This window comes from Mesorhizobium sp. WSM4816 (assembly GCF_055811535.1).
Genome location: NZ_JBVVQR010000033.1, coordinates 1 through 19,847, shown reverse-complemented (window position 1 = coordinate 19,847; position 19,847 = coordinate 1). Strand labels below are relative to the sequence as shown.

Sequence of the window (19,847 nt, the reverse complement as noted above, 5' to 3'; positions counted from 1 at the left end):
CTGCCAGGGCGGCTAGTTCGATTTGCCGAGAGCTTTCAGGACAAAGCGAATCTGCGTGCGCAGGCCCGCTTCGGTGTCTTCGCCGTGTTGAACGCAGTGCTCGATCAGAATCGGGTGGAAGAACGGCGTGAACGCGGCGTTGACCGCACGCCCCGCTTCTGCCGGGTCCTCGACCTTGAGTTCGCCCGCCTCGGTCCCCTCACGAATGATCGCCTCAAGGATTTCCAACATTCGCTCGACATGCGCTTTGATGACCGCCCGATTCTCGCGCAGGGCGGCGACGATCAAGTCGTGCATGCTTCTTTCCTTGATCAATTTCGTCTTGTTGTGCTGGTGAACGGCGGTCAGGAGCCGGTCGAGTTTCTCCAAGGCCGGCGCGTTGGTGCGTGCGATCGCAACGGCGATGTCCGCGACCTCGTTCACGACCTGCCTGCAGATGGATTCGTTGATTGCATCCCTGGAGGAAAAGAAACGGTAGACGTTCGCCCGGCTCATGCCGAGTTCGGAGGCGATGTCGGCTACCGACGTCTTATGGTAGCCGATGCGGCGAAAATGCGCCTCCGCCACCTCCAGGATGCGAGCGCGCACCTCGTCGGACCGGATGATTCATGGATGTCTCCAGAACTGATGATGGATCTGCCGGGCTCGCCCTGAACGATCATTTGCAAGCGGTAAAGTCGCGCGACTGGCCCTGCGTATGTTGAGGCAAAGCCAGCGGCGAAATCTTGATCCGCCTGCTCGACAACAGGGCCCTATTCAGCAGCAATTGCCGTGTGCATTTCCAGTTCCTCCGCCGCGCCCTCACGGACCTCGTCAGCAGTCGGCTTGATGCCGAACCACGCGGCGTAGAGCGCGGGAAGGAAGAGCAGGATCAGCACCGTGCCAACCGCCGTGCCGCCGATGAGCGTATAGGCCATCGATCCCCAGAAGACGGAGTGCGTGAGCGGGATGAAGGCCAGCACAGCGGCGAGTGCCGTCAGGATCACGGGCCTCGTGCGTTGCACCGTCGCCTCGATGACGGCGTGATAGTCATTAAGGCCGGCAGCTCGGTTCTCCTTGATCTGTTCGGTCAGGATCAGCGTGTTGCGCATCAGGATGCCGGCCAGTCCTATCATGCCCAGAATGGCGTTGAATCCGAAGGGCTGGTTGAAGGTGAGCAGCATCGGCACGACGCCGACGAGACCAAGCGGCGCCGTCAGCATCACCATGGCCATCGTCGAGAAGGATCGCACCTGCAGCATGATAACAATCAGCATGGCGGCGATCATTGCCGGAAAGACTTTGCCCAGTGCGGTGTTGGCCTTTTCAGCCTCCTCGATCGATCCGCCCAGTTCGATGCGATAGCCGGCCGGAAGGGATGCAATCAGCGGCTGAAGGGCCTTCATGATCGCCTTGGAAACCTCTGGCGGCTGAGTCGCTTCGTTGATATCCGAGCGGATCGTGATGACAGGCGTGCGATCGCGGCGCTTCAGGATCGGCTCTTCCAGACGGATTTCCGAATGGCCGATCTGGTCGAGCGGAATCGGGCGACCGTCCCGGCTCATCAGTGTGAAATCCGCCAAACGTGTCGGATCCAGCCGCTCGCCGCCGGCGCTGCGTGCGACGATGGGGACGTTGCGGATGTCCTCGCGAACCTGCGTAACGGGGATGCCGGTGAGCAAGAACTGGAGTTGCTGGCCCACCTCTGCCGGCGACAGGCCGATGAGGTTCAGTCGATCCTGATCCGGGACGAAGCGGAGCACAGGTGTGCGATTGCCCCAATCGCGGTTGGCCTGACGCACGTCCGGGACGCCCCGCATGATGTCGAGGGCCTTCTCGGATATGCTGTAGAGCTGCGCGGGATCAGGTCCGATAATCCGGAACTCGACCGGGAACGGCGTGTAGGGGCCGAACACGAGTTGCGTGACGCGGACATTGGCCTCGGGTGCAAGCCCCTCTGCCACCGCCTCGCGGAGGCGGTGCTTCAACACCTCACGCGCCTCGGCGTCCTGGGTCAGCACGACGATCTTGGCGAAGGCAGGATCAGGCAGTTCCGGCGCCATTGCGAAAAAGAAGCGGGGTGCCCCCTGACCGACATAGCTCGTGACGATCTTGGCCTCGGCTTGGTCGTCCAGCCAGCCTTCGAGCTTCTCGACCGTAGCGGTCGTCGTCTCGATGCTGGTGCCTTCCGGCAGGCGAACCTCCACCAGCACTTCGGGGCGGTCGGACGTCGGGAAGAACTGCTGTTTGAGAGAGCCCATGCCGACAACCGAAAGCACGAAGGCGATGCCAACGATACCGCTGATCATGAACTTGTGGCGCACGGCGAAGGTGATGAGCCGCCGCAAGCGCCGATAATTGGGTGTGTCATAGATCGCGTGGTGACCGCCTTCGACCGGTTTGATCGCGGGCAGCATCTTGACGCCGAGGTAAGGTGTGAAGACCACCGCGACGATCCAGGAGACGATGAGGGCGAACCCTACGACCCAAAAGATGTTGCCGGCGTATTCGCCGGCCGTCGAGCGCGCGAAGCCCACCGGCAGGAACCCGGCGATCGTCACCAGCGTTCCGGACAGCATCGGCGCCGCAGTGTGGCTCCACGCATAGGCCGCCGCCTTGATGCGGTCCATGCCTTCTTCCATCTTCACCACCATCACCTCGATGGCAATAATGGCGTCGTCGACGAGAAGACCGAGCGCCAGGATGAGGGCGCCGAGCGTGATGCGGTCGAAGAACCGGCCGGTCTCCAGCATGATGAGGAACACGACGGCTAGCGTCAGGGGGACGGCAGCCGCCACGACGATGCCGACGCGCCAGCCCATGCTAATCAGGGCGATCAGCAGCACCACGCCGAGCGCCATCGCGAATTTCATCATGAACTCGTCAACCGCAGAGGTGATGTTGACGGCCTGGTCGCTCACCTTGTCGAGCGTCATCCCGAGCGGCAGCGTCTGTGCGATGGCCGCCGTCCTGTCCTCCAGCGCCTTGCCGAGCGCGAGACCATCCCAGCCCTCCTGCATGACAGCCGCGAGCATGATGGTGGGCTCACCCTGACGTCGGATGAGGTATGTGGGAGGATCTTCATAGCCGCGCCGGACTTCGGCGATATCGGAGAGCTTCAGCGTCCGCCCCGCGGCGGCAATCGGCGTGTCGGCGATCGCCTGAACGCTGTCATAAGCGCCATCGACCCGGATGAAGACTCGCGGCCCCTTTGTGTCGATCGAGCCTGCCGGCGTGAGGGTGTTCTGCCGCTGCAAGGCGGCGACGATGTCCTGTGCCGATACGCCGAGGGTAGCCAGCTTGGCATAGGAAAATTCGACGAATATCTGTTCGGGACGTTCACCAAGCATGTTGATCTTCTTGACGCCGGGCACGTGCAGGAGGTCCTGGCGGATCGCCTCGGCCTGCCTCGCCAGCTCGCGCATCGGCATGCCCTTGGCCTTCAGCGCGTAAAGGGCGAAGCTCACATCCGAATATTCGTCGTTGACGAAGGGGCCGAAGACGCCCGACGGCAGGTTGCGGGCTTCATCCCCGAGCTTCTTGCGGGCCTGGTAGAACTCCTCCTGCACGACAGCTGGCGGTGTGCTGTCCTTCAGCGTGACCATCATATACGCATAACCCGGCCGTGTGGTCGTCTCGACCCGATCGTACCAGGTCAACTCCTGAAGCCGCTTCTCCAACGGTTCGGCGACGAGGTCCTGCATCTCGCGCGCCGTCGCGCCCGGCCATGCCGTCGTGACCGTCAGGGTCTTGATGGTGAAGTTGGGGTCCTCCGCCCGCCCGAGCATGACGAAAGCGTAGGCGCCGGCGGCCACCAGCAGGAGGATGAAGAACAGCGTGACGGCGCGTTCACGAACGGCGATCGCGGAAAGATTGAGGTTCATCATCAGTTGCCCCTGATTTCGGACGCAGTCCTGACGCGAGCGCCCTCCTGCAGGAGATGGGCGCCGAGCGAAACAATCGGATCGCTGGAGTTCAGTCCGGAGACCACAGCGGTTTCGCTGGTCACACGAACAAGCTTGACGGGCTGAAACTTTACGGTCGAGGTGGCGTTGTCCAGGACCCAGACCCCAGTCTTCTCGCCGTCATCGAGCACGGCTCCCAGCGGCAGTTGGACTTCGCGCTGGCGTGCCTGGCCCGCAAGCCGAATGGTTACCGTCGCGCCAAGCGGTGCTGCCGCGGCCTCACCGTCGAGCACATAACGGGCCTCATAGGTACGGGTCCGGGCATCGGCGGAGTTCGACAATTGCCGCAGACGTGCCGTATAACGACGTCCGTCGCCGCCATACACGCTGGCCTCGGCCGCCGACCCAATCGCCGGCCGGATCGTTTCGGGAAGCGCGACCACCGCTTCGCGGGAGCCGGCCTTGGCGATCCGGACCACTGTCTGGCCGGCGGAGACGACCTGTCCCGGCTCGCCAAGCGTTTCGACCACCGTTCCATCCGCGTCCGCCAGCAGGACCGCGTAGATCGCTTCGTTCTCGGCGACCCGTGCTTCTGCTTCGGCGGCGGCGAGTTGCGCCTCGGCCGTATCCACCGCAGCCTTCGCCTGCTCGTAGCGCTGACGGGGAACCCATCCATCCCTAAGCAAACTGGCGTATCGCCGTTCATCCGGTTTCGCCTGAACGACTGTTGCGCGCGCTGCAGCAACGGCGTTGCGCTTCGCCGTGAGCGCGAGGCGAAGGTCGGTGTCGTCGATGCGCATCAGTGGCTGACCAGCCTTGACCTCCTGACCCACATCCACGAGCCGCTCCACGATCTTGCCGGGGACGCGAAAGCCGAGATCGCTCTGCACCCTCGCCCCGATAATACCGGTGAAGCCGCGTTCGGATCCGTTCACCGGCGCTGCCTTCACCAGTCTGACGATCGGCGCTTCCTGCCTCGGGTCGCCTACGGCGGAGGCTCCCTGCGTAGGAATGGCAAGTATGGCAAATGCCGCCGCTCCTGACATCGCGATCAGCACGCTCCCCAGTACAACAGCGGGTCTCTTTTTCACGTTCGTCGCCTCTCAAAAAAGATTGGGTTTGACCTTTACATCGGCCCGACGGACGCGAGCCCAGCACGCAGGCTGCCGTCTGCAAGGCGGGTCGGTGCATTGGCATCGGCGCGCATGCCTGTCTCGGACGACACCGTCACCTCCTCGCCGGACCGCGAGAACGCGTAGAGCGGGCCGCGGTGGCCGGGCATCGAAAATGCCACGGAGTCGCCGTCGGCGAGGCCCATGACGACGCGCTGCGGATCGCCGCCGGTCTTCGGCGCGAAGGTGGCGGTGACCTCCAGGAGGTCGCCCTCGACCGGGACGTAATAGACGACCATGTCGAGGTGGCCCTCGTGCAGGCTGCCAGCTTCGATCGGGCGTCCTATGGTGGCTTCCTCGGCAAACGCCGGGGCGGCAAGAAACAGCGTGGCCAAAACCGAGGCGCTCAGGGTGTTGCGGATCATCTCGTATCTCCTTCGTTTTAGATTGCGTTCGAACTCTATAACTGAGTTAGATTACGAATGCAATCTAAAAAATGAAAATTTATGATGCATGTGAGTCGCAGGCGCATCGCGCAGACAGAATGGAGGGGCTGCCCGATTGACGCGCTCGGTTCGGATGCCGCCGGGCAGGGCGCCGACGTGAGGCATCATTCGAGGCCGGGGATCAGGGAATACTCTGGAATGCTCGATAGCTGGGTTGGCGAGGGCAGGGCAAGGAGCCCAACTGCAAGGCCATTCTCTCGACAACGGCCGGCGCGGTGCTCCTCTCGCGACCGTCAACGACGAGCGGCTGTCGAAGCGGTTCCCGCAAGCGGCCGTCGAGCACGCGCTGATGGGGTCGGCATGGCCACGGGCTAGCGTACCCGCGGTTACGCTGCGGGCCGCTGACTGCGCTTCTGCTAGCCTACGATTGGTTCGGCGACAGCTTCTTCGAGGCCAGCTGCCGCCTGGGCGGCAAGACCGCGGGCCGCTGCTTGTGAATCGTAGAATTCCTCAAGCGCATAGACCTTGCCCCATCGCAGGGTGAACACATGCAGGCCACTATTGACGTAAGACGCGTCGCCGTTGAGCAGCGTCGCGGTGCCGTCCCACTGGGCAAATACGGTGGTGTGCCACGGCCAGCCCTTCACCCAGACATGGTTGACCGTGAGATGGAGATTGGGCAGGACGCGGCCGAGGCGCTCAAACCAGCGGCGCACGGCTTCCTTGTCGTGGCGCTCACCACCAAGCGCGTGGGCGCCGGAAACGCGGTGATGGACATGCGGCACGAGTGCTTTCACCGCCTCATCCCAGCGATGGTTGTTGACGTGGTCGAAGCTCTGCCGGATCGATTTCTCGACGATATGACTGTATAGCATTTGACCTCTCCTCCAAATTGGATTGCGTTCGTACTCTATATCTGTTATAGATGTCGAACGCAAGCTAATTTAAGGAGGTCTACATGCGTGTGAGTCGGATTCAGGCGGCGGAAAACCGCGAAACCGTGATCAATGTGGCAAGCCGGCTTTTTCGGGAGCGCGGCTTTGACGGCATCGGCCTCAAAGACCTGATGCAGGCTGCCGGGCTGACCCAGGGCGCGTTCTACAAGCAGTTCGCCTCCAAGGACGATTTGGCGGTGCAGGCGTCGAGGCGGGCGATGGAGAGCGCCACGCTGCGCTGGTCGGCCGCGACTGCGGCAAAATCCGAGGATCCGCTTGGCGCCGTGATCGCATTCTACCTCAGCATGGGCCATCGCGGAGAAAAGATGGACGGCTGCCCGATTGTCGCGCTCGGCTCGGATGCCGCCAGACAGGGCAGCGAGGTGAAAGCGTCGTTCGAAGCCGGGATCAAGGAGCATCTCGAAATCCTCGGCCGTTTCATTGCCGACGCCAAAGCTGAGGAGCCCGACAGAAAAGCCATGGCCATTCTCTCGACGATGGTCGGCGCGCTGATGCTGTCGCGCGTCGTCAACGATCCGGATCTCGCCCAGGCCTTCCTGGACGCGGCGACCGGACAGGTTCGCGAAGCAGCCGCCGCTTGAACGGCGTGCGCAGCGCTGGCGACGCAGCCAAATTGATAGGAAAATAGATGCGACGGATTGTTGTTACAGGCATGGGAGCGGTCACGCCCCTTGCTGCCGATGTCGAAGCGTCGTGGTCGCGGCTGCTGGCCGGTCGCTCGGGCATCCGCAGGCTTCCGGACGATGTGGTGGCAGACCTCCCGGCCAAGATCGGCGGGGTGGTTCCCTCGCTGGAAGACGATCCGGACGCTGGTTTCGATCCGAATACCGTCCTGGCTGCGAAGGACCAGCGTAAGGTAGACCGGTTCATCATCTTCGGGCTCGCCGCTGCACAAGAGGCCCTCGCGCAAGCAGGATGGGCGCCCGTCTCGGAAGCGGATCGCCTGCGCACGGCCACGATCATCGCCTCCGGCATCGGCGGCTTCCCCGCCATCACCGAGGCGGTGCGCACGGTCGACCAGCGCGGCGTCCGCCGCCTCTCGCCGTTTACGGTGCCGTCCTTCCTGGTGAACCTCGCGGCGGGCCACATCTCGATCCGCCATGGCTTCAAGGGGCCACTCGGCGCGCCGGTGACGGCGTGCGCGGCCGGCATCCAGGCGATCGGCGATGCGGCCCGCCTCATCCGCGCCGACGAAGCCGATATCGCCGTGTGCGGCGGGACGGAAGCCTGCATGAACATCGTCAGTCTTGGTGGTTTTGCTGCAGCACGATCTCTTTCGACCGGCTTCAACTGGGCGCCGGCTCAGGCGTCACGGCCTTTCGACGTGTCGCGGGACGGCTTCGTCATGGGCGAAGGAGCCGGCGTGCTGGTCATCGAGGAATTGAGCCACGCGCTGGCGCGCGGTGCGAAACCGCTCGCCGAGTTCGTCGGCTACGGCACGACGGCGGATGCGCATCACGTCACCTCCGGTCCCGAGGATGGCGACGGGGCGCGCCGAGCCATGCAGATCGCGCTGGCCCAGGCCGGCATTTCGCCGCGTGAGGTTCGCCACCTCAATGCGCACGCGACCTCGACGCCGGTCGGTGATCTCGGGGAAATGGCGGCGATCAAAACACTCTTCGGCGCAGATTCCACCATCGCCGTCAGCGCAACCAAATCGGCGACCGGACATTTGCTCGGAGCCGCCGGCGGGCTTGGAGCCATCTTCGCAATCCTGGCGCTCAGGGATCAGGTGGCGCCGCCAACCCTCAATCTGGGCGCGCCGGATCCAGCCGGCGACGGCATCGACTTCGTCGCAAACCAGGCCCGGCCGATGGCAATGGACTACGCGATCTCAAACGGCTTCGGCTTTGGCGGCGTCAATGCCAGCGCGCTGTTCCGGCGCTGGACGGATGAACTCGCCGGTGCGAACGCCAGAGGCGCTCATAACTGACGCCTCCGACCTTTCGTGCTTCCCCCACGCCAATCCAAAATCAGTCCAAACCCAGAGAAAGAGATGATTTCAATGAACAACACCAATCCTGGCGTCGCCCTGGTGACGGGGGCGTCCTCCGGCATCGGGCGCGCGACGGCCATAGCTTTGCAAAGCGCCGGTTTTCGCGTGTTCGGCACCAGCCGTCGCGCAGCCGCCAAAAACTCCGACGGCCCGACCATGCTGGCCTGTGACGTGACCGATGACGCGTCGGTGGCGAAACTGGTCGATGACGTGCTGGCCGAGACCGGGCGCATCGATCTGCTCGTCAACAATGCCGGCATGGGTCTGTTTGGTGGCGCGGAAGAGTCCTCAATGATCCAGGCTCAGGCACTGTTCGATGTGAACGTCTTCGGCGTGCTCCGCGTGACCAACGCGGTCCTGCCGATAATGCGCCGACAAGGCAAGGGTAGGATCGTCAATCTGAGTTCGGTGCAGGGGTTCATCCCAGCTCCCTATTTCGCACTTTATGCTTCGACCAAACATGCCATCGAAGGCTATTCCGAATCGCTCGACCATGAACTGCGCCCGTTCGGGATTCGCGTTGCATTGGTCGAACCCGCTTATACCCGCACGTCGTTTGAAGATAATCTCGCCAAGCCGGACCAGTTGCTTGATATTTATGACGCTGCGCGCGCTGGCATGAACGCAGTCGTGCGGAAAGCAATGGAAAAAGGCGATTCGCCCGAATTGGTCGCCAAGACGGTTTTGGCGGCTGCGACCGATCCCGTTCCGAAGAGGCGCTATGCTGCGGGAAAAATGGCGCGCCAGGTCAGTCTCCTGCGCCGTTTCGTCCCCGCATCCGCATTCGACAAGAGCCTGCGTAAGCAGAACGGGCTGCCGGTCTGACGACATCGAAGACACCCCGTGAAGATCGGAATCATCGACGCCGGAAACATCGGCGCCGCATTGGCGCAGCGCAACCTGAAGCAATTGCCTAGAACAACGCCCTGCGGTTGTTGGTGTTAGATAAGCGATATGTTATATTGCGGTGCGAAAGAGCGGGGGCACGTCCTTTCACACCCGTAAGCGATCTGTATGTGCGACCCTGCAGACTGGTCGGTATCACTGAAACTCCCGGGCATGGGGTTCGGGATTCGATGGGGGTAATGGGGCAATGCTTTATACGCTGGTTATGATGGTCTGCCTGACGGATGTGCCGCAGACCTGTGAACAACGCGAGCAGATGGTGGACGGCCTGGCGATGAACCCAGGGACCGCCTTCATGCAGGCGCAGCCGCTGGTCGCCCAGTGGATTGAGACGCATCCCGGTTATTTCGTGCAGCGCTGGCGCGTGCTGCCCGGCCGGGGAACGTGAGATCCGCTGCGGAGATAGAGGTTCTACTTCTTCGCGGCGAGCGTTTCCGAGACGGCCTTGGACAATTGATAAAGCCGCTGCTCGATGATCGTCGGCACTTCACAGACGTAAGTCAGTGATTGGACGCGTTCATTGAAAATTCGCGTTGCGAATTTCAGCTGCTCGGTTCGCCGTTCGATGTCGTCGGGATCCGCATCCGGCTTTGCCCGCAACGCATCGACGTCGGACGCTGCCTTGCGCAAGACGGCGGCCATTTCGAGCTGCTTGTGGGCGTACCGGGAAATGCCTGAGATCACCTGCGAACGCTCCGCGTCCATGTGATCGAACATGCCTTGCACCAGCATCGCCATCTTCGGGGCAAGCTGCTCGGCCGGCAGCGAGGCGGCGAAATCCTTGATCTTCTTCTGGGCTTCGGCAATCGGCATCCGCCGGGCCGCCACCTCCTCGACCAGGCCGGAGACGGCAGGGTCCTTCGAAAAGTCCTTCGCCGCTGGCGGAAGCTCCGGCCCGTTCCAGATCTGTCCGAGCGAGAGTTGCGGCACCTTGCGCTGTATGCAGGGCCAGTCCGGATCGGTATTCGCTGCCCTGGCGTTCATGCTCGGCGCGAGCATGGCAACCACAGCCAGGCTGCGAACAAGGCTCATTCGTGCCATCAGCCATTTCCTCCGGTGTCTTGTTTGCGGGTTACCAGGCCGCGCGAAGGGTCGTAGGCGATGATGGCGGCGGCAAGGAACAGAACAGTGCAGCCGGCAACGACGCCCAGCGACAGCCACTCGATCTGGCCGTAGAAGGCGAAGCGGATCAGTTCGACGGCATAGGTGAACGGATTGGCAAGGCAGATCTTGTGCAGCAGCGGGCTCGCCTCCTGGATGCGCCACAACGGATAGAGCGCCGGAGAGGCGAAATAGCCGGGAAAGATGACGAAGTTCATGATGCCGGCGAAATTTTCGAGCTGCTTGATCATCGACGACAAAAGCATGCCGAGCGCGCAAAGCATCATTCCCGACAGGAACAGCGCCGGCAGCACCATGAGATAGCCGATCGGCGGCGCCTTGACGCCCCAGAACCAGGCAACGATCAGGAACGCATAGACCTGCGCGATCGATACGGAGACGCCGGCGAGCATCTTCGACACCAGCAGGAACCAGCGCGGGAAGGGGCTGACCAGCAGGGTGCGCATGTTGCCCATCTCGCGGTCATAAACCATCGACAGCGAAGACTGCATGCCTGAGAACAACAGGATCATGCCGCACAGCCCCGGCGTGATGTAGACCTCGTAGAGCACGTAGGTCTTGTAGGGCGGGATGATCGACACGCCGAGCACCTGCCGGAATCCGGCGGCAAAGATGAACAGCCAGATGAGCGGCCGAACCAGCGAGGATATGAAGCGCTCGCGCTGGTGCAGGAAGCGCAGGCATTCGCGCAGGACGACGCCCTTGAGGCAAATGAGATAGTGACGCAGGCCGAATTTTTCGAACTTCGCCGGGATGATGCCGACGACTTTTTCGGGCATTGAAGGAGCGCTCATGGCGATATCCCCGCGGTGCCGGCCGCCTCGATGCGGCTGAGCCTGGAAAAGGCGTCGCGGATCGAGCCGGCGCCGCTCGTCCTGACGACATCGGCCACCTTGCCCTTGGCGACCAGTTCGCCCTGCCGCAGCACGACGACATGGTCGCCGTCGTCAACCTCGTCGATCAGATGCGTTGCCCACAGCACGCCGATGCCCTCGGTTTCGACGAGCTTGCGGATGGTGGCGAGAATGCCGGCGCGCGACTGGATGTCGAGACCGACCGTCGCCTCGTCGAGCAGCAGCAGCGACGGGCGGTGGAGCAGCGCCCTGGCGATCTCGATGCGCCGCATCTGGCCGCCGGAAAGGCTGCGCGCCTTGTCATGCTGACGGCCCGGCATGTCGACGATATCGAGCAGCGCGGCAATGCGCTGCCGGGCCTCGCGTCCGCCGATGCCATGCAGCGCGGCGTGGTAGGAGAGGTTCTGGTAGACGCTGAGATCGAGGTCGAGCGTGCGCGCCTGGAACACGATGCCGACCCGCCTGAGCGCCTCGCCGGAGGCGCGGCTGACGTCATGGCCGAAGATGCGGATCGATCCGCGGCGCGTGTCGTAAAGATGGCTGATCAGCGAGAACAGCGTCGTCTTGCCGGCGCCGTTGAGACCGAGAAGAACTGTGAACGTCGCCGGCGCGATCGAGAACGAGACGTCGTTGAGCGCCGGCTTCGAACCATAGGAATGGCTGACGGCGGCGACGTCGAGCGCCGCCACCTGATCTCCCGGTCCGCTTGTCCTCACATGCTGCACGCCGGCTCGCTCCCTTGTCGTCGACAATAGTCTGGCCCAAGTCTAGCCCACGGGGCGCGATCGCGCAGGTCCTGCTTTTTCAAACCTTACTTGATCGTGATCGTGCCCTTCATGCCCTTGTCGGCGAGGTCGGGCACCGACCATGTGTAGATGCCGGGCCTCACGGTGGTGAACTGTACCTGGATGGTGCCGTCGGCGTCGAATTCGAGCCATGCGGGTGCGCCGTTCATGTGCACCTCGAGGTCATTGATGACGATCTGGTTGTTCCACACATTGCGGAACAGGTCGGTGTGGAATTTGTACTCCAGCCCGCCCGCCGCGGTGATCTTCCAGCGATAGCCCTGGCCGGCGATCAGCTCAAAATCCTTCTGGTTGGCGGTGAACTGGTCTTCCTTGCTGCCGAGGATAAGTTCCGGCACGTCCTTGCTGGCCCGGGTCGCCTTCTCGGCTTTCGGACTGGCCTCCGTGCTGGCCGCTCCGGCGGCGGCGTCATCGTCATCGCCGTCCTGCGCCGAGACCTGGCCCTGGGTGAGCGCCATGCCCACCAGCGCGGCGAAAGCGACTGCCCGAAATTTCCGCATGATTTCCTGCCCTTCTGCTGTTTTTCTGTCGGTTTGATTCACTTGGTTTATTCAATGGTTCATGTGGCGGGATTCATTTGGGAGAGACGACGACGCCCCATGGCAGCGCGCCGACGGTCACCGACTGCACCGGCTCGTCGGTCGCCACGTCGATGAAGGTGATGTCGTTCGACACGCCGTTGGTCGAGATGATGGTCTTCTGGTCCGGGGTGAAAGCAAGCTGCCAGACGCGCTGGCCGACCAGCACGTATTTCTCGACCTCGTATGTCTGGGTGTTGACCACCGCGACGCGGTTGGCCGGCCCGAGCGCCACATAGGCTTTCTTGCCGTCGGCGGTGATGCGCACACCGACCGGCTGGATGGATTCGGGCCTCAGGCCGGCAACCTCGAAGGTGATCTTCTGGACGACTTCGCGCGTTTGATTGTCGATCACCGAAACCGTGCCACCGATCTCGGCACTCACCCAGGCCTGCTTGCCGTCGGGGGTGAACTCGACGAAGCGCGGACGCGCATCCACCAGCACGTTGTCGGTGATCTCGTGCGTCGACGTATCGATGAAATGCGCCATGTTCGTCGTTTCCGACGTGTTGACCATGGTCTTGCCGTCCGGGCTGACACCCATGCCCTCCGGTTCGACGCCGACCGGGATTTCCGCCAGCACCTTCTTGCCCTCGATGTCGATGACGGTGACGAGATTGTCGTCCTCATTGGCGACATAGAGCGTCTTGCCGTCAGGCGACAGCACGAACAGCTCCGGGTCGGGCCCGGAAGGCAAGGTATCGACGATCTCCAGCGACGCCGTGTCGATGACCTCGATCGAATCATCGTCGCTGGCGCAGAGATAGATGTGCTTGCCGTCGTGCGAGATGGTGATGCCGCGCGGACGCTGCCCGACATTGACGGTCTTCACCACCTGCATCGTCGCGGTGTCGACGACGGTCATCGTGTTGTCTTTCTCGTTGGAGACATAGGCCATGTAGGCCGACGCCGGACCGGCCATTAAGCCGGTCGCAACGATGGCGAGTGCGCAAGCTCGTCTCTGCACCGAAATTCCTCCCAATCTTTTCTACTTAAGCACGCATTTTGTTTCCGGCTCGTCGACCCCGAGCGTATCGAGCTCCGACAGCTGGTGCAAAAATCCCTCCTGCGGCGATGTCGAGACGACCGACCTGGTGTCGCCGAGGAAGATCGGCTGCCGCAACTGCTGGTTCCATTTGCGGAAGGTCAGTTTCTGCCCCTTGAAGGCGGCGATCGAAAAATCGTCGGAGCGGATGAAATCGGCCATCTTGCGCGGGTCGGCGCCCTGCGTACGGGTCGCCGCCTCACCGAGGATGCGCACCGCGGTCCACGCCGCCATGTCCTTCGAAACCATGCGGCGGCCGTTTGCCTTGGCGAAGCGGTTCTGGATCTGTGTGCCGCCCCATTGCTCGCTGGCCGGATGCCAGGCCAAGGGGGTGAGCCCGGCGGTGCCGGCGACCGGCCGCGGAATCCAGGTACGGAACGGAACGTAGGTGCCGAACACCTCGCTTTCGTCGGCGACCAGCAGCACATCGTGCTCGGGCAGGTCCTGGGTGAAGACAGGCATCTGCCGCTGGATCTGGACGACGCCGGAATCGGTCCGCCGCGCCGTGCCGGTATCCTCGAACAGTTTTTCGCCGACGATCTCGCCGCCGAAGCGCGTCGCCGCCCGGCGCAGCGCCTCGGCAAAAAGCTGGTCGCGCTCGTGCGAGCCGTAGATCAGTACCCAGCGCCGCCATTGCTTCCAGATCAGATATTGCGCCAGCCCGTCGGCGAGCATGCTGCGCGTCGGGATGGTGTGGAAGATGCTGGCGCGGCATTCCTCCTCGCGAAGACTGTCGTCGGTGGCGCCGGCGTTGAAGATCAAAACGCCGTTGTCGCGGGCAAGATCGGCGATCGACAGCAACTGCCTGGCCGAGAGGTCTGCGACCACATAGCGGTTGCCTTTGGCGATCATCTCCTGGAAGGCCTGGACGACATCGGCATCCGGCTTCACCTCGGTCACGTCGAGGCTGAATTTCTGGCCGAGGAAGCTGCCGGTCGTGTTGTTGTCGGCAATCGCCACATTGCCGCCGGCGACACCTTCATCGCGCGGCGGGACGTCTAGCACCGACAAGGCCAACTGCGGCGCATAGGCGCGCAAATAGCCTATCTTGATCTCGATTACTTTTTTTTCCGGCTTGGCCGTTGCGGTCGGCTGCTTGCCCGTCGCTTCCTGGGCGAGCGCGCCCGCAACGTTGACGGTCAAGAAAAAAAAGCACAAAAAGGCCGCCAGAGTGCCCGGCACCGCGCTCGTCATCGATAAAATTACCCGTTCTTGCGCTAAAGTCCGATTGTTGTCGGAGCGGCGCGAAGTCAAGGTGCCCGCGATGAGCTTAGCTGACCCGCAAAATTTATCAAACCCTGAAAGTGGACTTCTCACGTCTGCTTTAGTGCCATGCCTGCTCGCCCGAACCGCGACCGAGCGGATTTCGGTATTCGGGCCCAAAAGCGTCCTTTTCCTCATGCCGGAGAAAGTCCGTCAATGACCAGAATGCTGGCCAGCGTCACCGGCGTCGACGAGGCAGAGATCGCGCTTTCAGGCGGTGCCGACATCGTCGACCTGAAGGATCCGAAGGCGGGAGCGCTGGGCGCGGTGTCCACGCAGACCATCCGCCGGACGATTTCGCTGATCGCCGGCCGGGCGCCGGTCAGCGCGGTCTGTGGCGACCTGCCGATGGAACCCGAGACGATCCGCGCCAGGGCCGAAGAGATCACTGCCGCCGGCGTCGATTACGTCAAGATAGGTTTTTTTCCGTCGGCAAATGTCGCGGCTTGTGCCGCGGCGCTCGAACCGCTCGCCGCGCGAACGAAACTGATCGCCGTGCTTTTCGCCGACCTGACGCCGGACTTCGAGCTTCTGCCGATGCTTGCCGAACATCGCTTCCATGGCGCCATGGTCGACACGGCCAACAAGGCCAACGGGCGGCTGCTCGACCATCTGCCGCCCGAGCGTATCCCGGGATTCATCGATCGAGCGAAATCGCTCGGCCTCATGGTTGGGCTGAGCGGATCGCTGGAAGCCCCTGATATTCCACGCCTGCTGCCCTTCGCCCCCGATTTTCTCGGCTTTCGCGGGGCGCTGTGCGGCGATTCCGGCCGCGTGGGTTCGATCAGCGCCGAGGCGGTTGCGCAGATCCGCGAACTGATCCCGGAAGCATCCCGGGCCGGCGGCGCTTCGAGCATCGACTACCGCCTGCTGGCGGCGAGGGGCTATTCGCCGGGCACCGACCCGACACTGGGCACCGACAAGATCTTCGTGCGGGACTTTGTCTTGCCGGTCCAGATCGGCGCCTACAGTTTTGAGCACGGCCATACCCAAAAAGTGCGTTTCGACGTGACCGCCGACGTGCTGCAAGTCACCGACCATCCCGAAGACATGCGCCATGTCTTCTCCTACGACATCATCATGGACGGCATCCGCACCATCGTTGCGCGGGGCCACATCCAGCTCAGCGAGGCCCTGGCCGAGCAGGTGGCGACCTACATCCTGGAGAACCCGCGTGTCGTGCGGGTCACGGTAAGGGTGGAAAAACTCGAACTCGGCCCAGGCGGCGTCGGCGTCGAGATCGAACGCAAGCGCCAATCGGCAGGCCGCGGCGTCGCCTCCGGCCCTGCCGGGCGAAAAGACCAAGGCGCCGTTTCCCGGCCGCGACAGGAAAGGCCCGAGGCCATCAGGCGAGCCGCCGTCAAGCCGTCCGTCGTCAAGCTTGGCGGCAGCACCGTCCATGCGGCGGAACTGGAAAGCTGGATCGCGGCGCTGGCGGGCTCCCAGCTGCCGATCGCCATCGTGCCCGGCGGCGGCCTGTTCGCCGACCAGGTGCGCGAGACGCAGATTTACATGGATTTTTCCGACACCGCCGCCCACGCCATGGCGATCCTCGCCATGGAGCAGTTCGCCCAGGTCATCCTCGACCGTGACGAAAGGCTGGCTCCGGCACGGTCTCTGGAAGAAATGCGGCGGGCGCTGGACGCGGAGAAGATCCCGGTGTGGCTGCCGTCGTCATTGGCGCTGCCGGCGCCGGACATTCCGGCGTCCTGGGATGTTACCTCCGATTCGCTTGCCGCCTGGCTTGCCGGCAAGCTCGGCGCGAACGCGCTGCTCTTGATCAAGCAGACCGGCGCCTTCTCCGGCAGCGACACGATCGACAGCCTGGCGGCCAGAGGCATCGTCGACGCCGGCTTCGCCGCCATGCTGCCCGACGGTGTCGATGTCCACCTCGCCGGCCCGAAAGATGCCGCCGAGGCCGGGGCGCTGCTCGCGGCGGGCACTCTGCCCGGCATTGCGATCGCGGCTTTGATCCGGTCGGCAAGAAAAGCAGGGTAGGCGATGGCGATGCTGCATACGCCGCGCTGGGCATGGGTTTTGACCGGTTCCGGTCATTTTTTTACGGAGAGTTTTGCACTCATCCACCAGATCGAGCATTGCGATGTCTTTGTGTCGAAAGCCGCCAACGAAGTGCTGCGCATGTACAAGCTCAAGCTCGATTTCCCGGAGACGACGCGCGTGCTGCACGACAAGACGGCGAGCGCGATCCCGGTCGGCGAATTCTATCACGGCGTCTATCATACGGTGGTGGTGGCGCCGGCCAGCTCCAACACAGTCGCCAAATGCGTGCACGGCATTTCCGACACGCTCGCCACCAACGTCTTTGCCCAGGCCGGAAAATGCCGGGTGCCGGCCATCGTCTTTGCCTGCGACACCGCGCCGGAACTCGAAACCATGGCGCCGCATGGGCTGGTCAAGGTCTATCCGCGCAGCATCGACCTGGAGAATACCAACCAGCTGAAGAGTTTTGAGCGAACCCAGGTGGTCGAGTCGCTTGCCGATCTCGAAGCCTCGGTCAGGCGGCGCCACGCCGAACTCGCAAGCCATGGCTGAGCGGCTGGTCTTTCTTACGGGCCATCTGGCCAAGGTTCGGCTGGAAAGGCTGCTGGCCGGACTGGGCGAAACCGAATTTGCCTGGGAGATCATCGACATCGGCGTCAAGGTCGCGGCGCTGATGAGCGAAGACATCATCAAGCGGCGGCTCAGCCTGGCAGGCGGCACCGACCGCGTCATCCTGCCCGGCCGCTATCGCGGCGACATCGAGCATCTGTCGAACCACTTCGGCGTGCCCTTCGTGCGCGGGCCCGACGAGATCGCCGATCTGCCGGCCTTTCTCGGCCGGGCGGGCGAGGCGCCCGACCTTTCGCGTCACGACATGCGCATCTTCGCCGAAATCGTCGATGCGCCGATGCTGTCGGTCGAGGCGCTGGTGGCGAGAGCACGGACGCTGGCCGCGGCCGGCGCCGACGTCATCGATCTCGGCTGCCTGCCGGAAACACCGTTTCCATTGCTGGAAGAGGCGGTGCGCGAGCTGAAGGCACAGGGATTTCTGGTCAGCGTCGATTCCGCCAGGTCAGACGAACTGTCGATCGGCGCAGGCGCCGGTGCGGATTTTCTTCTCAGCCTCGATGAGAACACGCTGCCGTTGGCCCTGGACCACAAGGCCGTGCCAGTGCTGATCCCGTCCACGCCCGGCGACCTGGATTCGCTCGGACGGGCCATCGAAGCGGCGCAAAAGGCCGGCATCGCCTTCCTCGCCGATCCGGTGCTCGACCCGATCCATTTCGGCTTTGCCGCCTCACTCGCGCGTTTCATCGAGGCGCGCCGCCGCTGGCCCGAGGTCGAGCTGCTGATGGGCACCGGCAATCTCACCGAATTGACCGACGCCGACAGTTCCGGCGTCACCGCGGTTCTGGCCGGGCTCTGCTCGGAACTTCAGATCCGAAACGTGCTTGCCGTGCACGTCAGCCCGCACACGCTGCGAACCATCGAGGAGCACGACATTGCCCGCCGCATCCTGTTTGCCGCCAAGAGTGACGGTGCGCTGCCGCGAAGTTACCATCCAGGGCTGCTGCAGGTTCACGACCGCAAGCCGTTCACCGCCTCAACCGAGGACATCGCAGCACTGGCGGCGGAGGTGCGCGACACCAACTTCCGCATTATGACCGCCGAGGACGGCATCCATGTTTTCAACGGCAAGGGGCACGCGGTTGCCACCGATGCGTTCGAACTCTTTGCCGGGCTTGGCGTTGAGGCGGATGGAGCACACGCGTTCTATCTCGGCGCCGAACTGATGAAGGCCGAGATCGCGTGGCGCCTCGGCAAGCGCTATGTGCAGGACGAGCCGCTCGCATGGGGCGTTGCCGCGCCGGCTCCCGAAACCGACCGCAGCCGTCTTGCGGAACCGGGCCACACGCTCCGCGCGAAGAAAGAGCGCTAAACCATGCCGTTCATTCGCGAATCGATCATCACTACGGTCAACAAAGCCGGCGACGTCCACATCGCGCCGATCGGCATCATCGCCGAGGAGGACGGCTGGGTCATCGCGCCGTTCCGGCCGTCCATCACGCTCGACAATCTCGCCGAAGTGCCGTTCGCCATTGCCAATTACACCGATGACGTCCGCATCTTTGCCGGCTGCCTGACTGGCCGCAAGCATTGGCCGACCGTTGCCGTCGACGGGTTTCCAGTGCCGCGTCTCGCAGCGGCGCTCGCGCATTCGGTCCTCGAAGTCGAAAGCGTCGACGACGATGCCATGCGGCCTCGCCATTTCTGCCGCGTGGTGCAGGAGGAAACGCATGCGCCGTTCACCGGCTTCAACCGCGCCAAGGCGGCGGTGCTGGAACTGGCCATCCTGGTCAGCCGGCTCGGCATGCTGCCGCGCGACAAGATCGAGGCGGAAATCGCCTACCTTTCGATTGCCATCGAAAAGACTGCGGGCGAGGGCGAGAAAGAAGCCTGGGGCTGGCTGATGCAGCGTGTTTGCGATCACCTCGCGGCCGAGGATGCCAACGGCGAGGATGCGCGGGGGTGAACCGGATATGCTGAACCAGGGTAAGCGTCCGGGCTGACGCGTTTTAGCATGGTACGCGGTGGCGGTGGCGCTGATCTCAAACGGCGGTGTTCGATCCTTTTGCGGGCATTGAGCCCGGTATGCACGATGACTGGAGTGGGCCGGAAGGAGACGTTCAGCTTCTGGCTACGGATCTTCTAGGGCGGACATTCAGCTCACAATGGGCATCGTCGTGATCTGACCCTAACCGGCCATTCCCGAGCCGAAATGTTGCTCAAAAGCTGACGTTCAGTTGTGTGCGTCAAGTTCTGCAAAAATGGCGTGGCATTCAGCGGTGACGTTGGCGTGTCCGCCGCGCAGCCCCCG

General features: G+C 63.2%; 20 protein-coding genes. 9 read left to right on the top strand and 11 right to left on the bottom strand.

Annotation, left to right across the window (positions count from 1 at the left end):
* Positions 1-12 precede the first annotated feature (12 nt).
* The 5 genes from AC0L3H_RS26030 to AC0L3H_RS26010 all read right to left on the bottom strand — a co-directional run bounded on the left by AC0L3H_RS26030 (position 13) and on the right by AC0L3H_RS26010 (position 6,317).
* Positions 13-588 carry a TetR/AcrR family transcriptional regulator gene (locus tag AC0L3H_RS26030; RefSeq protein ID WP_473587369.1) on the bottom strand — a complete coding sequence of 192 codons (576 nt, stop codon included), beginning with the start codon at positions 586-588 and terminating at the stop codon, positions 13-15.
* Between the two features lie 164 nt (positions 589-752).
* Positions 753-3,863, bottom strand: coding sequence for an efflux RND transporter permease subunit (locus tag AC0L3H_RS26025; protein WP_473587396.1), 3,111 nt, complete (start codon positions 3,861-3,863; stop codon positions 753-755).
* 2 nt (positions 3,864-3,865) lie between these two features.
* Positions 3,866-4,975, bottom strand: a complete 1,110-nt coding sequence (locus AC0L3H_RS26020; RefSeq protein WP_473587368.1) for an efflux RND transporter periplasmic adaptor subunit — start codon at positions 4,973-4,975, stop codon at positions 3,866-3,868.
* 35 nt (positions 4,976-5,010) lie between these two features.
* The gene (locus tag AC0L3H_RS26015; protein WP_473587367.1) at positions 5,011-5,421 is read right to left on the bottom strand and encodes a hypothetical protein; all 411 of its coding nucleotides are present in this window, start codon (positions 5,419-5,421) and stop codon (positions 5,011-5,013) included.
* Between the two features lie 437 nt (positions 5,422-5,858).
* Positions 5,859-6,317, bottom strand: a complete 459-nt coding sequence (locus tag AC0L3H_RS26010) for a nuclear transport factor 2 family protein (RefSeq protein ID WP_473587366.1) — start codon at positions 6,315-6,317, stop codon at positions 5,859-5,861.
* Positions 6,318-6,400: 83 nt separating this feature from the next.
* Here AC0L3H_RS26010 and AC0L3H_RS26005 point away from each other — a divergent pair, with 83 nt between their 5' ends.
* From AC0L3H_RS26005 to AC0L3H_RS25990, 4 genes are all read left to right on the top strand, one after another.
* On the top strand, positions 6,401-6,979 hold the full coding sequence (locus tag AC0L3H_RS26005) for a TetR/AcrR family transcriptional regulator (RefSeq protein WP_473587365.1): 579 nt from the start codon (positions 6,401-6,403) through the stop codon (positions 6,977-6,979).
* 47 nt (positions 6,980-7,026) lie between these two features.
* Complete coding sequence (gene fabF, locus AC0L3H_RS26000; RefSeq protein WP_473587364.1) at positions 7,027-8,331, top strand: beta-ketoacyl-ACP synthase II; 1,305 nt, start codon at positions 7,027-7,029, stop codon at positions 8,329-8,331.
* A gap of 72 nt (positions 8,332-8,403) precedes the next feature.
* Positions 8,404-9,219: an oxidoreductase gene (locus AC0L3H_RS25995; protein ID WP_473587363.1), complete on the top strand. Its 816-nt coding sequence runs from the start codon at positions 8,404-8,406 to the stop codon at positions 9,217-9,219.
* Between the two features lie 268 nt (positions 9,220-9,487).
* A complete protein-coding gene (locus AC0L3H_RS25990) occupies positions 9,488-9,688 on the top strand; it encodes a hypothetical protein (protein ID WP_023797709.1) in 201 nt (66 codons plus the stop codon).
* Between the two features lie 23 nt (positions 9,689-9,711).
* On the opposite strand, the gene AC0L3H_RS25985 is transcribed toward AC0L3H_RS25990, so the two are convergent.
* The 6 genes from AC0L3H_RS25985 to AC0L3H_RS25960 all read right to left on the bottom strand — a co-directional run bounded on the left by AC0L3H_RS25985 (position 9,712) and on the right by AC0L3H_RS25960 (position 14,899).
* Positions 9,712-10,341, bottom strand: a complete 630-nt coding sequence (locus AC0L3H_RS25985; protein ID WP_473587362.1) for a hypothetical protein — start codon at positions 10,339-10,341, stop codon at positions 9,712-9,714.
* Positions 10,341-11,216: an ABC transporter permease gene (locus AC0L3H_RS25980; protein ID WP_473587361.1), complete on the bottom strand. Its 876-nt coding sequence runs from the start codon at positions 11,214-11,216 to the stop codon at positions 10,341-10,343. Before AC0L3H_RS25980 ends, AC0L3H_RS25985 begins: the two co-directional genes overlap by 1 nt.
* The gene (locus AC0L3H_RS25975) at positions 11,213-12,001 is read right to left on the bottom strand and encodes an ATP-binding cassette domain-containing protein (protein WP_128173332.1); all 789 of its coding nucleotides are present in this window, start codon (positions 11,999-12,001) and stop codon (positions 11,213-11,215) included. Before AC0L3H_RS25975 ends, AC0L3H_RS25980 begins: the two co-directional genes overlap by 4 nt.
* 86 nt (positions 12,002-12,087) lie before the next feature.
* On the bottom strand, positions 12,088-12,582 hold the full coding sequence (locus AC0L3H_RS25970) for a cupredoxin domain-containing protein (protein WP_091596883.1): 495 nt from the start codon (positions 12,580-12,582) through the stop codon (positions 12,088-12,090).
* Positions 12,583-12,655: 73 nt separating this feature from the next.
* Positions 12,656-13,582, bottom strand: a complete 927-nt coding sequence (locus tag AC0L3H_RS25965; protein WP_287137524.1) for a YVTN family beta-propeller repeat protein — start codon at positions 13,580-13,582, stop codon at positions 12,656-12,658.
* Between the two features lie 66 nt (positions 13,583-13,648).
* Entirely contained in the window at positions 13,649-14,899 is a 1,251-nt protein-coding gene (locus tag AC0L3H_RS25960) for an ABC transporter substrate-binding protein (RefSeq protein WP_473587360.1), read from the bottom strand.
* Here AC0L3H_RS25960 and AC0L3H_RS25955 point away from each other — a divergent pair.
* Genes AC0L3H_RS25955 through AC0L3H_RS25935 form a run of 5 tightly spaced genes read left to right on the top strand, consistent with a single transcriptional unit; the run spans position 14,838 to position 19,502 of the window.
* Complete coding sequence (locus AC0L3H_RS25955; protein ID WP_473587401.1) at positions 14,838-15,128, top strand: hypothetical protein; 291 nt, start codon at positions 14,838-14,840, stop codon at positions 15,126-15,128. The two genes, AC0L3H_RS25960 and AC0L3H_RS25955, sit on opposite strands and share 62 nt — an antisense overlap.
* Positions 15,125-16,966 carry a (5-formylfuran-3-yl)methyl phosphate synthase gene (locus AC0L3H_RS25950; protein ID WP_473587359.1) on the top strand — a complete coding sequence of 614 codons (1,842 nt, stop codon included), beginning with the start codon at positions 15,125-15,127 and terminating at the stop codon, positions 16,964-16,966. Before AC0L3H_RS25955 ends, AC0L3H_RS25950 begins: the two co-directional genes overlap by 4 nt.
* Positions 16,967-16,969: 3 nt before the next feature.
* Entirely contained in the window at positions 16,970-17,521 is a 552-nt protein-coding gene (locus AC0L3H_RS25945; protein WP_473490792.1) for a flavoprotein, read from the top strand.
* Entirely contained in the window at positions 17,514-18,908 is a 1,395-nt protein-coding gene (locus AC0L3H_RS25940) for a DUF6513 domain-containing protein (protein ID WP_473587358.1), read from the top strand. The genes AC0L3H_RS25945 and AC0L3H_RS25940 overlap by 8 nt, the downstream gene beginning before the upstream one ends.
* A gap of 3 nt (positions 18,909-18,911) precedes the next feature.
* Entirely contained in the window at positions 18,912-19,502 is a 591-nt protein-coding gene (locus tag AC0L3H_RS25935) for a DUF447 domain-containing protein (protein ID WP_473587357.1), read from the top strand.
* Positions 19,503-19,847: the final 345 nt, after the last annotated feature.

Excerpts from the sequence above, each read along its gene's own strand:
- AC0L3H_RS25960 (WP_473587360.1), bottom strand. The coding sequence starts at position 14,899 with ATGACGAGCGCGGTGCCGGGCACTCTGGCGGCCTTTTTGTGCTTTTTT.
- AC0L3H_RS25980 (WP_473587361.1), bottom strand. The coding sequence starts at position 11,216 with ATGAGCGCTCCTTCAATGCCCGAAAAAGTCGTCGGCATCATCCCGGCG.
- AC0L3H_RS25990 (WP_023797709.1), top strand. The coding sequence starts at position 9,488 with ATGCTTTATACGCTGGTTATGATGGTCTGCCTGACGGATGTGCCGCAG.
- AC0L3H_RS26015 (WP_473587367.1), bottom strand. The coding sequence starts at position 5,421 with ATGATCCGCAACACCCTGAGCGCCTCGGTTTTGGCCACGCTGTTTCTT.
- AC0L3H_RS26005 (WP_473587365.1), top strand. The coding sequence starts at position 6,401 with ATGCGTGTGAGTCGGATTCAGGCGGCGGAAAACCGCGAAACCGTGATC.
- AC0L3H_RS25940 (WP_473587358.1), top strand. The coding sequence starts at position 17,514 with ATGGCTGAGCGGCTGGTCTTTCTTACGGGCCATCTGGCCAAGGTTCGG.
- AC0L3H_RS25945 (WP_473490792.1), top strand. The coding sequence starts at position 16,970 with ATGGCGATGCTGCATACGCCGCGCTGGGCATGGGTTTTGACCGGTTCC.
- fabF (WP_473587364.1), top strand. The coding sequence starts at position 7,027 with ATGCGACGGATTGTTGTTACAGGCATGGGAGCGGTCACGCCCCTTGCT.
- AC0L3H_RS26010 (WP_473587366.1), bottom strand. The coding sequence starts at position 6,317 with ATGCTATACAGTCATATCGTCGAGAAATCGATCCGGCAGAGCTTCGAC.
- AC0L3H_RS25965 (WP_287137524.1), bottom strand. The coding sequence starts at position 13,582 with ATGGCCGGTCCGGCGTCGGCCTACATGGCCTATGTCTCCAACGAGAAA.
- AC0L3H_RS25935 (WP_473587357.1), top strand. The coding sequence starts at position 18,912 with ATGCCGTTCATTCGCGAATCGATCATCACTACGGTCAACAAAGCCGGC.
- AC0L3H_RS25950 (WP_473587359.1), top strand. The coding sequence starts at position 15,125 with ATGACCAGAATGCTGGCCAGCGTCACCGGCGTCGACGAGGCAGAGATC.
- AC0L3H_RS25970 (WP_091596883.1), bottom strand. The coding sequence starts at position 12,582 with ATGCGGAAATTTCGGGCAGTCGCTTTCGCCGCGCTGGTGGGCATGGCG.
- AC0L3H_RS26025 (WP_473587396.1), bottom strand. The coding sequence starts at position 3,863 with ATGAACCTCAATCTTTCCGCGATCGCCGTTCGTGAACGCGCCGTCACG.
- AC0L3H_RS25995 (WP_473587363.1), top strand. The coding sequence starts at position 8,404 with ATGAACAACACCAATCCTGGCGTCGCCCTGGTGACGGGGGCGTCCTCC.
- AC0L3H_RS25985 (WP_473587362.1), bottom strand. The coding sequence starts at position 10,341 with ATGGCACGAATGAGCCTTGTTCGCAGCCTGGCTGTGGTTGCCATGCTC.